The sequence below is a fragment of the Pseudomonas sp. GW821-FHT07B01 genome (assembly GCF_059419065.1).
Genome location: NZ_JBWKRA010000003.1, coordinates 44,954 through 57,536 on the forward strand (window position 1 = coordinate 44,954; position 12,583 = coordinate 57,536).

The 12,583-nt window shown below is 60.4% G+C and carries 12 protein-coding genes and 1 pseudogene; 4 read left to right on the plus strand and 9 right to left on the minus strand.

Features of this window, described 5'->3' with window-relative positions; all coding sequences use genetic code 11:
* Nucleotides 1-114: 114 nt before the first annotated feature.
* The 4 genes and pseudogenes from AC07S6_RS04200 to AC07S6_RS04215 form a co-directional block, all read left to right on the plus strand.
* Nucleotides 115-273: pseudogene (locus AC07S6_RS04200) on the plus strand (transaldolase family protein); the annotation flags it as partial.
* 62 nt (nucleotides 274-335) lie between these two features.
* Nucleotides 336-1,331 (plus strand): GlxA family transcriptional regulator, encoded by a 996-nt coding sequence (locus AC07S6_RS04205; RefSeq protein WP_034127747.1) that lies wholly within the window; start codon nucleotides 336-338, stop codon nucleotides 1,329-1,331.
* Nucleotides 1,332-1,442: 111 nt separating this feature from the next.
* Nucleotides 1,443-2,642 (plus strand): NAD(P)/FAD-dependent oxidoreductase, encoded by a 1,200-nt coding sequence (locus AC07S6_RS04210; protein WP_495111781.1) that lies wholly within the window; start codon nucleotides 1,443-1,445, stop codon nucleotides 2,640-2,642.
* A 365-nt stretch (nucleotides 2,643-3,007) separates the two neighbouring features.
* A complete protein-coding gene (locus AC07S6_RS04215; RefSeq protein ID WP_495111904.1) occupies nucleotides 3,008-3,265 on the plus strand; it encodes a hypothetical protein in 258 nt (85 codons plus the stop codon).
* Between the two features lie 64 nt (nucleotides 3,266-3,329).
* Here AC07S6_RS04215 and AC07S6_RS04220 read toward each other — a convergent pair whose 3' ends face one another.
* From AC07S6_RS04220 to AC07S6_RS04260, 9 genes are all read right to left on the minus strand, one after another.
* Nucleotides 3,330-3,890 (minus strand): hypothetical protein, encoded by a 561-nt coding sequence (locus tag AC07S6_RS04220; RefSeq protein WP_054898764.1) that lies wholly within the window; start codon nucleotides 3,888-3,890, stop codon nucleotides 3,330-3,332.
* A 22-nt stretch (nucleotides 3,891-3,912) separates the two neighbouring features.
* The gene (locus AC07S6_RS04225; protein ID WP_495111782.1) at nucleotides 3,913-5,100 is read right to left on the minus strand and encodes a sugar transporter; all 1,188 of its coding nucleotides are present in this window, start codon (nucleotides 5,098-5,100) and stop codon (nucleotides 3,913-3,915) included.
* A 122-nt stretch (nucleotides 5,101-5,222) separates the two neighbouring features.
* Nucleotides 5,223-5,576: a type 1 fimbrial protein gene (locus AC07S6_RS04230; RefSeq protein ID WP_495111783.1), complete on the minus strand. Its 354-nt coding sequence runs from the start codon at nucleotides 5,574-5,576 to the stop codon at nucleotides 5,223-5,225.
* A 74-nt stretch (nucleotides 5,577-5,650) separates the two neighbouring features.
* Nucleotides 5,651-6,028 carry a hypothetical protein gene (locus tag AC07S6_RS04235; RefSeq protein ID WP_495111784.1) on the minus strand — a complete coding sequence of 126 codons (378 nt, stop codon included), beginning with the start codon at nucleotides 6,026-6,028 and terminating at the stop codon, nucleotides 5,651-5,653.
* Nucleotides 6,029-6,048: 20 nt separating this feature from the next.
* Nucleotides 6,049-7,266 carry an EAL domain-containing response regulator gene (locus AC07S6_RS04240; protein WP_495111785.1) on the minus strand — a complete coding sequence of 406 codons (1,218 nt, stop codon included), beginning with the start codon at nucleotides 7,264-7,266 and terminating at the stop codon, nucleotides 6,049-6,051.
* A gap of 9 nt (nucleotides 7,267-7,275) precedes the next feature.
* Complete coding sequence (locus tag AC07S6_RS04245) at nucleotides 7,276-8,379, minus strand: fimbrial protein (protein WP_495111786.1); 1,104 nt, start codon at nucleotides 8,377-8,379, stop codon at nucleotides 7,276-7,278.
* Nucleotides 8,379-10,976 (minus strand): fimbria/pilus outer membrane usher protein, encoded by a 2,598-nt coding sequence (locus tag AC07S6_RS04250; protein ID WP_495111787.1) that lies wholly within the window; start codon nucleotides 10,974-10,976, stop codon nucleotides 8,379-8,381. Before AC07S6_RS04250 ends, AC07S6_RS04245 begins: the two co-directional genes overlap by 1 nt.
* Before the next feature lie 34 nt (nucleotides 10,977-11,010).
* The gene (locus AC07S6_RS04255; RefSeq protein WP_495111788.1) at nucleotides 11,011-11,751 is read right to left on the minus strand and encodes a fimbria/pilus periplasmic chaperone; all 741 of its coding nucleotides are present in this window, start codon (nucleotides 11,749-11,751) and stop codon (nucleotides 11,011-11,013) included.
* A 61-nt stretch (nucleotides 11,752-11,812) separates the two neighbouring features.
* Complete coding sequence (locus tag AC07S6_RS04260) at nucleotides 11,813-12,358, minus strand: fimbrial protein (RefSeq protein WP_495111789.1); 546 nt, start codon at nucleotides 12,356-12,358, stop codon at nucleotides 11,813-11,815.
* Between the last annotated feature and the right edge of the window lie 225 nt (nucleotides 12,359-12,583).

Here is a 12,583-nt window from a genome sequence, read left to right on the forward strand (position 1 = left end):
GCGGTTACCCCTCTCTGTGGATGCCAGGGCGGCCCGGACCTGACAGCCTCAGGGTAAACAAGGTGCGCGGGACATGGTAAAACAGCGCCGTGCCCTTTTCCGGAGAACGCGGCGATGACGTCCAAACTTGAACAACTCAAGCCATTCACCACTGTGGTCTGCGACACCGGTAATCTGGAAGCCGTCAGCCGCCTGCGGCCCGTGGGCGCCACCACCAACCCGTCGCTGCTGCTCAAGGCCTGCGCCATCCCGGAATACGCCGAGCGATTGCGTGCCGAAGGGATCCGGCCGTTTGCGCGGGATCAGGAAAAACTGGAAAAGCTGCTGGCCAGCGCATGACTGCACTCTCTGCTTTGGCCCAACCACGCACGTTGGTGTTCCTGACCTACCCGCACATGGGCTTGCTCGACCTGACTGGCGCCCAGACGGTGTTCTGGGCCGCGACCAAGGCCATGGCCGAGCGCGGTTTGCAAGGTTATGTGTTGCACAACGCCAGCCTGGCGGGCGGGCTGATGCCGACCGCCGAGGGCTTGAGCGTCGACACAGTCGCCTTGGCACAGTTTGACCCCGCTGCCATCGACACCCTGGTGGTACCCGGCGCGCCGGCCATTGAGCAAGCCATGCTGGAAAATACCGCGCTGGTGGACTGGTTGCGCAACGCCTCCGGCCAGGCGCGACGGACCGCCTCGGTGTGCAGCGGCACGTTTTTGCTGGCGCTGGCGGGCTTGCTGGAGGGGCGCCGCGCGGCAACGCATTGGGCCATGTGCGAGCTGCTCAAGCAACGCTTCCCGAGCATCGAGGTGGACGTGGACGCGATCTTCGTGCAGCAAGGCCAGGTGTGGACCTCGGCGGGCGTCAGCGCCGGGATCGACCTGGCGCTCGCGCTGGTGGAGGCTGACTGCGGGCGCGAAGTGGCGCTGCAAGTGGCACGCGAATTGGTGGTGTTCCTCAAGCGCCCCGGTGGCCAGGCGCAGTTCAGCCAGGTGCTGCAAGCGCAAACCGCCGACAGCGCCAGCTTTGATGCGCTGCATGCGTGGATCAGCGACAACCTGCGCGACAGCGACCTCAGCGTCGAGCGCCTGGCCGCGCAGAGCCATATGAGCCCGCGCAACTTTGCCCGGGTCTATAAGCAAAAAACCGGTCGCACCCCGGCCAAGGCCATCGAACTGTTTCGCATGGAAGCGGCGCGCCGCATGCTCGAAGACTCCCAGCGCAGCATCGACCAGATCGCCGGGCTTTGCGGGTTTGGCGATGAGGAACGCATGCGCTGCACCTTCCACCGCCACCTGGCCATCTCACCCCGCGACTACCGCGAGCGCTTTTCCCGCTAGGCCGGCAGAGGTGGCAGTCATCCAGGGTTATATGTCCTTTCGGACAGGCCTTGCTGCTTTTACAGTGATCCGGCAATGCCTTGCGGCTTATCTGGTCTCTGGAGCAACCCCATGAAACAACACATTCTGATCATTGGCGCCGGGTTCGGTGGCGTGTGGAGCGCCTTGAGCGCGGCTCGGCTACTGGATAAACACGACCGCAACGATGTGCGCATCAGCCTGCTCGCACCCCAAGCGGAGCTGCGTATCCGCCCGCGGTTCTACGAGCCCGATGTACATACCATGCTGGCCCCGCTTGATGCGCTGTTCGACGCCGTAGGCGTGACCTTTGTGCAAGGCGCCGCCGACAGCATCGACGCCACTAATAAGCAGGTGACCTACCGCAACGCGGCCGGCATCCCGGCCACCCTCGCCTACGATCGCCTGGTAGTGGCCGCCGGCAGCCGCTTGAACCGCCCCGGCATGGACGGCATCGAGCATGTGTTCGATGTGGATCAGATCGAAGACGCGGCGCACCTTGAAGCCCATATCAACGCCCTGAAAAACCTGCCCGACAGCCCGGCCCGCAATACCGTTGTGGTGGCCGGCGGCGGCTTTACCGGTATCGAGACCGCCACCGAAATGCCGGCGCGCCTGCGTGCGGCACTGGGTGAGACGGCCAGCATCCGTGTGATCGTGGTCGACCGCGGGCCGCAGATTGCCGCGTCGATGGGCGATGGCATACGCCCCTCGATCATCGAAGCCAGCCGCGAGCTGGGGATTGAATGGGTACTGAACACCTCGGTCGCCTCGGTGGATGCCGGTGGCGTGACCCTGGCAGATGGGCAGCGGATTGAATCGAGCACCGTGATCTGGACCATCGGCTTTCGCGCCAACCCGCTGACCGAACAGATTGAGGGCACCCGCGATGCCCAGGGCCGCCTGCACGTGGACGCCCACCTCAAGGTCAAGGGCCAGGCTGCCATCTTCGCCGCTGGCGACGTGGCCTACGCCGCCACAGACGCGCTGGGCAACTTCGCTGCCATGTCCTGCCAGCACGCCATCGCGCTGGGCCGCTACGCCGGCAACAACGTCGCCGCCGATCTGATCGGCGTGGCCCCCATGGCCTACAGCCAACCCAAATACGTGACCTGCCTCGACCTCGGCGCCTGGGGCGCGGTGTACACCGAAGGCTGGGACCGTCAGCTCAAGCTGGTGGGCCAGGAAGCCAAGGAACTCAAACAGCAGATCAATAGCGTGTGGATCTATCCACCGGCAGCGGATAAAAAGGTGGCGTTGGCGGCGGCGGATCCGTTGATCCCGGTGGCGTAGAACTTCGCGTTGCTCACTACAATGACAGGATGTGAACGATCCATTTTTTTGATGTCATCCACTTCCCGGTTGCGATGGAGCATCGCGCAGGCTACTCTTTCAACTCGCAGCAAGTGCTGCGATTGGACTTGGCGGTCCGACCAGATATAGGCGCAACGGCGCCCCCAACACGATTGCAGGCGCTTTTTTTGCGCCCGTGATTTCGTGCAATGGCGGGTTGCGCAGGGACTTCTTCGGAAGTGCCGGGTCCTATATCCCCGGTCCGCCAACCTTGCGTAATCCGCCACCCTAATTCTGCTTGGCGGCAGAAGGTGACGGCTCACTTAGATATAGGAGCAAGAACCATGACCTCATCTGATCGGTATATGCCCATAACGGGCCCCGATTGCACCATACCTACACTGCTAATCGATACTCAGGCGCCGCTTGATGCTTTGCATCACGCAGCAGTTTTTCGTATTCGGGCAGTCACTCAAGTTCTGGAAAACCTGGCACTTCGCGATGAAATCAGCAGCGATACCGTGGTGCTGCAGGACTTCGCGTCGCTGTTGAGTATTCCATTGCGGGACGGCTGCGATTTACTGGATGTGATCGGGCGTAGGCTAAGGGCAAGGATGTCGTAACCGAAAACAGGCGACCTTACGGTCGCCCTCTATAAACTCAGCAAATCAGCAAAGCCGCATTTATTCAGCGTACCTTGTGATAGTTGGCCAAAGCATTCATATATGCTGCTTTAACTGTCAGGCCTACAGTATCCAATACCTTCGCGTTAAGGGCAGCAAGCTTGTCACCTATCAAGCTTTGCCCCGCCTGCTTCAACTTGAGCCGGGAATGCCCGGCATATTTCGTGCCGGCGATATCCACCGTCAGGCTAACCTCACAGGCGTAATAGTCAGGAGAGTTCCAAGTCTTGACGAAGACTCTGTCGATCTCGACGCTGGTTTTGAGTGTCGAAGAGGGAGAAACGCCCACCGCACGCTTGGTGAAGTCGGTCCAGTCGTCAACAGGAACGTTGGCGAACCCCTCGTAAAGGCCGACATTGTAATTAGCAGCATGCCAAACAAGCTTGCTCGACTCCTTGCAGCGCGTACACTTTTCAGCGCCAGTCACTTGCACGATGTCGGCCTGTACAACACTACTTTTGATTGCCGCCAACTCGGCCTCCGTCGAGTACGCCGCGAAGTGCAACTGGTTGGTAACGCAACCACTGAGCCCTAACAGAACACATGCAACGATCAAGTACTTCATCAATCACCAATCCCTGTGAAATTCATTTATTAAGCGGCACACCCTGCCCAAACCGCCGAATCGCCAGGCAATACCCCACCAACGCCAGCCCCGCCAGCAAACCGCCCGCCGCGCCGATCCAGGCGAAGCCGAAGTGGCTGCCCACCCAACTGCCCATCAACGCGCCGCCGCCGATGCCAATGTTGTAGATCCCGGAAAACATCGCCATGGCCACATCCGTGGCATCCGGTGCCAGCACCAGCACCTTGGACTGCATGGCCAGGCCAAAGCCCATGATCGCCATGCCCCAGAAAATACTCAGCACCACCAGGTAAGACTCGGCGCCGCTCAACGGCAGCATCAGCGCCAGGCACGCGGCGAGGATAGACACTGCGCCGATCACGAACAGGTGGGGGTTGAAGCGATGCACCAGGCTGAACAACAACGAGCCGATGATGCCAGCACCACCGAACACCAACAGGATCAGGGTCACGGCACTGCCGCCCAGGCCGGCGACGCCTTCGACGAAGGGTTCGATGTAGCTGTAGGCGGTGAATTGCGCGGTGACGGTCATTGCGGTCAGCACGTAGAGCGCCACCAGCGCCGGGCGCTTGAACAGCAGCGGCAGGCTGCGCAGGGAGCCGGAGTTCTGGCTGGGCAGCAGCGGCAAGGTGCGCGCCAGCCAGAACACCAGGGCGGCGGCGAAGGCGGCGATCACCAGAAAGGTGGTACGCCAGCCCATGGCCTCGCCCAACAGACGGCCCAAGGGAATGCCCAACACCATCGCCAGGGATGTGCCGGTGGCCAGCAAGCCAAGGGCCTGCACCTGCTTGCCCTCTGGCGCCAGGCGTACAGCCAGCGAAGCCGTGATCGACCAGAACAACGCATGGGCCAGGGCAATGCCGACCCGACTGACCATCAGCAAGCCGAAGCTGGTGGCCACGCTAGAGAGAATATGGCTGGCGATAAACAGACCGAACAATACGATCAGCAGCTTGCGCCGCTCGACGTTGCGGGTCAGCAGCATCACCGGCAGCGAGGTCAGCGACACGATCCAGGCGTAGATGGTGAGCATCAGGCCGACGCTGGCCACGGGCATGTCGAAGCTGGCACCAATGGCGCTGAGCAGCCCGACGGGGACAAATTCGGTGGTATTGAACACAAACGCGGCCAGCGCGAGTGCGATGACCGGTTGCCAGTTGGCTTGGGGGGTTGCGGCTGAAAGGCTCATTGACGGGCGGGGTACTCTGACAGTGATCAAACGGCCACGCAGAACACGCGAAGCCGTTGAGCATTCTATAGGTTTCTCGCTGCGCCGTTTGCGCCGATCAGGCCCAGTTATCGCCCGACGGTTCAGGGCGAGGTCAGGGTAATCACATAGGCTCCCGATTGGATCGGCTTGCCCAGGTTATCGATGAGCACATACTGCTGGTCGTAATAACGCCCGTTGCGGACCTGCGACACCAGACGTGCGCTGGCTGCATCGACACCCGCCGCCGTGGCGACGTTGCGCACATGGATGGATGTGTCGCGCGCGGCGGTCGTACATCCGGTCAAGGCCATCGCCGAACTACTGCGCGCATTTGTCGCACAGGGTGCCTCGACAATGCTGCCACTGAACTGGATCACACCCTGGGATGCCGCCATGCACGCCCCCGTCCAAAGCGCAACGAATCCTGTCACCAGTGATAAACGTTTTACGTTCATGTCGACGCTCCTTCTGGGTTAGTTAGAAGGAAATCGTCATCTGCACTTGGAACTTGAGATATTTCTGCGTTTTTTTAAGAAACTTCTGATAGGCGCGACTGATTAAACATGCTCAGCAATGCTCTGGCCCGCCCGCCTTCAGGCCCCCGTAATGGGCAGCAAACGATGCGCCCCCGGGCCTCGGCACGCCACATCGCCAGGCGACACGCAGGCACGTCATAGATCAATACGTGCACGCTTGAGGGAAGGTGCTGCAAAAAGTTGCGCGCATCGAAAGACGCCTCAATCAACAACCGAGCGTTGATCAACAGCAGATCGAAACCACGCTCGCCATACCTGATCAGGTCCAGCGTCTGTTCCAGGCTCGGTACTGGCGCAATGGCGTAATAACCTTGATGATTGAAATCCCGCTCCAGACGCAGCCGGCAAACATGCTGGGCGTCGGCGATCATGATGCGCAGCGCTTTATTGATCACAGGTGGTCACCATTGGATTGCCCCCAAGGTGCGCCGCGCTGCAGCCAGTGCAGTAAATCAGCCCCTTTCATCGGTCGCGCATACCAATAACCCTGGCCTTGGCTACATCCCAAGTCCAGCAGCGCCCGGTATTGCTCATGCGTTTCGATACCTTCAACCACCACGGACATGCCCAACGTCTTTCCCAGGGCCAGGGTGCTGCCGATGACCGCCCGGCAGCGCGGCTCGTGCAGCAAGCCACGGACAAATTCGCCGTCAAGCTTGATCTCGTTGAAAGGCAGTTGGCACAGGCGCTGCAACGAGGAGAATCCAGCACCGAAGTCATCAATGGACAGACGACATCCCATCATGCGCAGACGCACCAGGTTTTCCAGGGACACGGCAGGCACCTCCAGCAAGCCGCTTTCAGTGAGTTCGAAAGTGATGCCAAAACCCAAAGCCTGATAAGCCGACAAGATATCTTTGATCAGAACGGTTAAACCCGCATCGGCTAATTGGCCCGCTTGCAGGTTGAACGCCAGGTCCAGACTCACCCCCATCCCTTTGACCTGCCGCTGCAGTGTCAACGCCTGCTGCATCAGGGCCAGCAGTAACGCGTCCATCAGGCCGGCACGCTCGATCGCCGGCAGAAATACCCCAGGCGATAGAACCCCTTTGAAGGGATGGTTCCACCGCGCAAGCACTTCCACGCCTTGAAGAGCGCCGGTTTGCAAGTCGAATTTGGGCTGGTAATACGCCTCCAGTTGCTGGTCAGTGATGGCGCTGCGCATCTGTCGTTCGGTGGCGATATCCTGGCCCGTCGCGGGTTCGCCTGGCCCGGGCCCGTCTCTCAACGCGAGCTCAAGCAACGGTTGAAGCGTCTCCTTGAGCAACGGTTTACCAACATCTCCAAGCATGTTCACGCCCAGCAACTCCCCCATCTGTCGCACAGCAAGGCGCACGTCGCCAGGCAAGCCACTGCTGATGATAATCGCGCCCACCTGCCCGGCGGCACTGATGCGCTGGATGAACGCCAACCCGTCCATGCCCTCCATCTGCAGATCGCATACCACGACGTCCATATAACCCACACGTTGAAGGACGGCCAGGGCCTCGCTTCCGTTGCAAGCTTCCAGCACCTCCCGACACCCCAACTGCCTGAGCAGGCTGACGGCCATGGCGCGTTGAAAAAGATGGTCTTCAAGCACCAGTACCCGAAGCGGCAAAACGGTCATGGCAGGCTCTCAGTAATAATCAATGGTGAACGTGGCCGTGGCGTTTGCCGGGCCGGCGCTGACGCTGTCTTCGGTCTGGATATAACGCGCCTTGAGCGGGATGGCATAGCTGGCGCCCTCCTCGGCTCGCGGGCTAATGCCGCTGGCGCGCAGGGTGGCCAATGGCAAAGGGGTGCCATGACTGTCGGCAATTTGTACGCCCACGCCGGTCGCAGACGGTGCATCGCCCACTGCACTGGCATTGAGTTTGAAAATGCCTTGTGCCGGATTGATGGCCGCCACGGTCGGGTCTACGCGCACGCGCAAGGTATTGTTCTTGCGCGACTCCAGGTTGTTCGAAGTACCATCACTCAGCCAGCGCGGCCCCGTGTCTTGGTAATAGCCGTTGAAAGCCGGGCAGTTGTTCAACGCGATGGAAAAATCCTTCCAGGGCGTAAAGGTGTTCTTGCCGCTGAACGCGTTCGTCAGATGCGTTCCCATGGGCACAGTGACGTCCGGCGTCGAACAGGTGCGCGACACAATGTTGATGTTGCCGGAATAGTTGACCTGCTGAAACTCAACGGTGTTGGTGGTGATGAAGCTCTGCACCATTGTGGGTAATGAAGCGCCTTGGATCGTGCCCGCACTCACCTCACCGATCTTGATGAATGAAAGGTCAAACAACAATGATGTGTTGGTGAGGTTCCAGTTACATGGGCCGGGGCCGCCGCTGCAGTTTGTTAAAAAGCGCGAGTACGGCAAGGCAGTACCGGCGTACCAGAGTACAACGCCAATGCCCTTGACCCCTGTTTCATAGACTTTTCCGCCATAGGGCGTGCCCGTCCAATTGGCCAGGGGCAACGGCGTGGACGACAGCGAACGCCTGGCCTCAATGTTGTAGTTGCCCCCTGTGCATCCCACTATCAGCCCACTGACAGGGGTGAAGGTTTGCCGGTAGATCTCCGCCCCCAGCGGCACATCGCGCCCAACGGTCAGATTGCCGCCCAGCAGCGGTTGGGTGCGCACCATTTTCATCGAGCCCGCATTGATATTACAGTCAGCAAATGCTGCCCCCGCCGCCAGCCACAGCCCTGCTATTACCGCACCCGCTTTCAACCGCTGTATGGCTTTCATCACAATGTCTCCTGTGCGCTGTTCACAGAAGCAACGCGTCTATCGAATGGAACCTTCGAGCACACCACATCCACCTGTCGCAGCTGTTTGCCGTCGCTTTTGCCAGGCGGCAACGCTAATGCACATTGCTGCCCAACCTGGGTACCCCAACTGATCAACAGCCGACGTGCGTCGTCCTTGACCCGCGCATAGAGCTGGCCGCCCTGCCCGACCACACCGACCGATACGCCACGATCATCATCGACCGTGGCCCCGAACGGCAGTGCACCGCCATCGGCCAGGGTCACGTTGAGCAACACGGCCTGGCCGTTGCTGGTGCCGTACTTGAGCGCCACCACTGCCCCGGCGCGTGGTGCGACCTGCTGGCTGGTTTCAGTCAGTTCAATATCCAACGAGGTGCCCAGTGGATCGATCGCCACCTCGTTCAACTCATAAGGGCGCAAATAAGGCACGACGGCATTACCGCGACCGTCGAGTTTGAGGCCGGGAAACCCGACCACCTGGGCTCCCTCGGCGCCCGGCGCACTGACAACCGCCAGGGTTTCACCGCGATAAGGCGTAAGGGTCACGCCCGCCGGATGGGCAACCACACTACCGCTGGCATTCACGGACAGGCTGTCATAGCCTTCTCCGCGACTGAGCGTGGCGCCGACGACGGCCTTGGGCCCGATGTACTGGCCATTGACCGAGCTGCTGTTGGACCCACTGGCGCCCTCGTGGCCACCGGTCAGGCTGTATTGATACTGACGGTCTTCGCCGGCGGTACCGCTGAGGGTGGCTTGCTCGCTGTATTGCCCTTGGGTATCGCGCATGACACGCGCCGACAACTGTGGCTGGTTGGACGACTTACCGAACGCCAGCGGCATACTCACCGTGAACAACAAGCTGTTGTCCATTTCGCCCAGACCCACGCGGCTGCGATTGGCGCTGACGCCGTAACTGACCTGGCGCACTTGTTTGTTGTAGCTGAACTGGTACTGCACATCCCGCCCGGGTTGGTTCCAGTAGTTTTGGGTAAAGCCGCTGAACGCCACCTGCCCCCAATCGCCAAGGCTCTGGTTAGCCGTCAGCGACAAGCGACTGCGCGGTCGTCCATACAAGGCGGTATCGAGCCCATTGCGTTCGGCATCGAGCAATTGCATGGCATTGCTGAAATCCAGGTAGTCCTGGGTGGAAAAGCGAGTAGCGGCCACGGCAAAGTTGCTGCCGGTGCTGAGGATGTTTTTGCTGTAGGTGACCCGGGCGCTCTGACCGTTGGCCTGGCCACTCTTGAGCTGGGTCTGGGCCTGAGTCAGGTCAACGGCCACCGCACCCAACGGGGTGCTGAAAGCCAGGCCACCGAGCAAAGAACGGTAATCGTCGCTGCCCTGGACACCGCCGTAACCGGTAAAAATATTGGTCAGGCCCAACTGGTAGGTGCCTTGCACAAGCCTGGCCTGACGGTCGATGTAGTTATTGCGGGTTTCGCCCACCGTCACGCTGAAACGTGAAGTCCCCGGCCGCAAGAGCTGCGCAGCCGCCGCGTAGGGCACAATAAAACGCTGCTCGCTGCCGTCTGCTTCATACACAGTGATCTCAAGATCACCGCCATAACCGGTGGAATACAGGTCGTCGATCACGAAAGCGCCCGGCGCCACCGTGGTTTCATACAACAAATTACCGGCCTGGCGCACCGCAACCCTGGCCCCGGTCCGGGCGATGCCGCGGATCACCGGCGCGTAACCACGCTGGGATTGCGGCAACATGCGGTCGTCGGTACCCAGTTGCACACCCCGGTAGGCCAAGGTGTCAAAGATTTCACCGCTGGTGTTCGCTTCGCCCACGGTCAGTTGACTTTTCAGGCTGGTCACATCGCGCTGCGCATACGTATTGAGCGTCTGGTAAGCCTGGCCCGTGTCTTTCTGCCAGTTCAGCGAACCGTTATGGCGCAAGCGCCAGTCGCCCAGGTTCAAGCCGGCGTTGAGGCCCAGGTAGGCGGAGTCGTAATTGCCGAAATCGGTTTTGTTGTGGTTGGCATTGAACGTGTAGCTCAGCGTTGCGGCAGTCACGCCTCGGTCCCAAAGCTCGGGACTGACATAGCCCCTGGCGTCACGACGCAAGGCGATCTGCGGGAGGCTGATGTCCAACTGTTGGTTGGCCGGAGAAAATGTCGCCGTAGCCCCTTCGATCAGTTGGTCAAGCGCCAGGCAGCTAGTGTCGCTTTCCAATGCCGACGTGGCTTGAGGCGAGAGTTTGTGCATGTCCACACCGATCAACTCAAGCAAGCCACGGGTGATACACACCACAGGATGGCTACCGTCCGACTCGGCGTTGATGCGAATGTCCTGACGACTGACCAGCGTGCCATTAACCGCCACGTCCGCACGATACTGGCCCGGCAACACCGGGTTGCCCTTCTCGTATTGGGTCAAATCAAGGCTGCGCGAGTCCTCTGGCAGGAAGGCGTCGTTAAACTGCACGTCTTCGGCCCATGCCGAGGGCGCTGCCAATACCGTGGGCAGCAAAGCCAGGGCCTTGAGCATCAGCGCCGTTACAGAATTCAAGGCAAAGCGAGGGCTAGCCTGGCAGCCGTGGCCCAGGCGATGGAAAGTCGTCATAAGTTACTCGTGCGCAGGCGCGTTCGCGTGAAGGTCAGGGCTTGAGCGGTTGCTTGATCGGCATCAAAGCGCCGTAATCATTGATGGCGTTGAATTCCACCTGAGCAGAAGCAGCTGGCGGCGACTGGAGTGTTGGCAGAGCAAACACTTTGGTTTGACCCGGACCGACCATGCCGTTTTCACTGTCGTAACGCTGGTTGCCGCTCGCCAGTGCCAGCTCAACCTGGGAAACGTGGTAGGCCGTCGGGTTGAACGCTTGCAACGCGTAGCCCTGGCCTTGCTTGATCACCGTCCACTGCACCAGGGCCGGTGCGTCAATCGGCGCACCGGGCAAGCCGTCGGGACGGTAAAAAATCTTGATGCGCGAACGAAACGCCATCTGCAACACATTGAGGTCCGACGCGCCTTCAGCCTTGGGCGGGATCTCCAGCACGTTGAGCCAGTACACTGACTCTTTGGTACCCGGCAGCGGTGCCCCGGTAAACATCAGGCGCAGGCTCTGGCCTTTGCTCGGATCGATCCGCGACACCGGCGGCGAAAGCACGAACGGCGCTTTGGAGCTCGTCGGGCTGGATTTCAGGTCACCGGTATCGACCCAGGCTTGTACGAGTGCGGGCTTCATGCCGTTGTTATTGAGCTTGACGGTGATTTCTTTCTGGCTCGCCGGGTACACCAAGCGGGTGCCGGTGATCACCACCCCGGCCATTGCCTGGGAACAAGCCAATGCAGCCAGCCCCAGGCAGACACCGCGACGAAGGTTTTTCAAACGAAACATAATTCACCTCATCAGCCGAATATCGGCGCGCCTGAACGCGGCGCGCAGATAGGCGAACGGCTTACTGATAGTCGACGTTGTAGGTCACGGAACTGATCACGGTGCCTGGTGTGGTAGCGCCGGTGGCCAGGTACTGAACGGCATACGGCATGTTGGCTGCGCCCGTACCGTCAATGGTGTTGCGGGTAGTCTGGGTACGCTGGTTGGTGTTGCCAGCCTGAATCACCGCGCCGCCCTGTGCATCCACCAATTGCAACTGCACGTTGGTGGCAGTGCCGGTCATGTTGTTCAGGTTGCCGGTCACTGGGTCTACGGTGGCGCCGGAGTTGAAGAACGCGGCGGCGGTGGCGGCGGTGCCCACGCAGTTGCTCAGCTGGATATTGAAGCCCGTGCGGCCTTCAGCCTGGCCCGCCGCGGTCAGCAGACCGGTAGAAATAGTCGGCAGTGTCACGGTGTCCACGGCCGGGGTAACCACGCCGTCCACAGCGATGGTGCAGGTCTGGTTGACCAGTTCACCGTTGAAGTTGATGGTGCCGTCGGCGGCGCTGGCAAACTGGGCAGCGGTTGTGCTGAACAGGGCGATGAGGGTGAGTGCTTGAACTTTCATGGTGCTGCTCCAAAGGATAGGTGATGAACACTGTCGCCAAGCCTCGTTGGACTGCCAGACGCCGCAGCGGCTGTGCAACAAACTCAACGGTTGTCTTGTTCGACAGGACGCATCTTCCGCCTATCAGCACGCCTAACCTGTAGTACCCATCCCTCCAAAATGTAGGAAATTTCCCACGAAAATTTCGTGCTCGGCGCCTGCCGCCCCATAAAAAAACCGCATCGT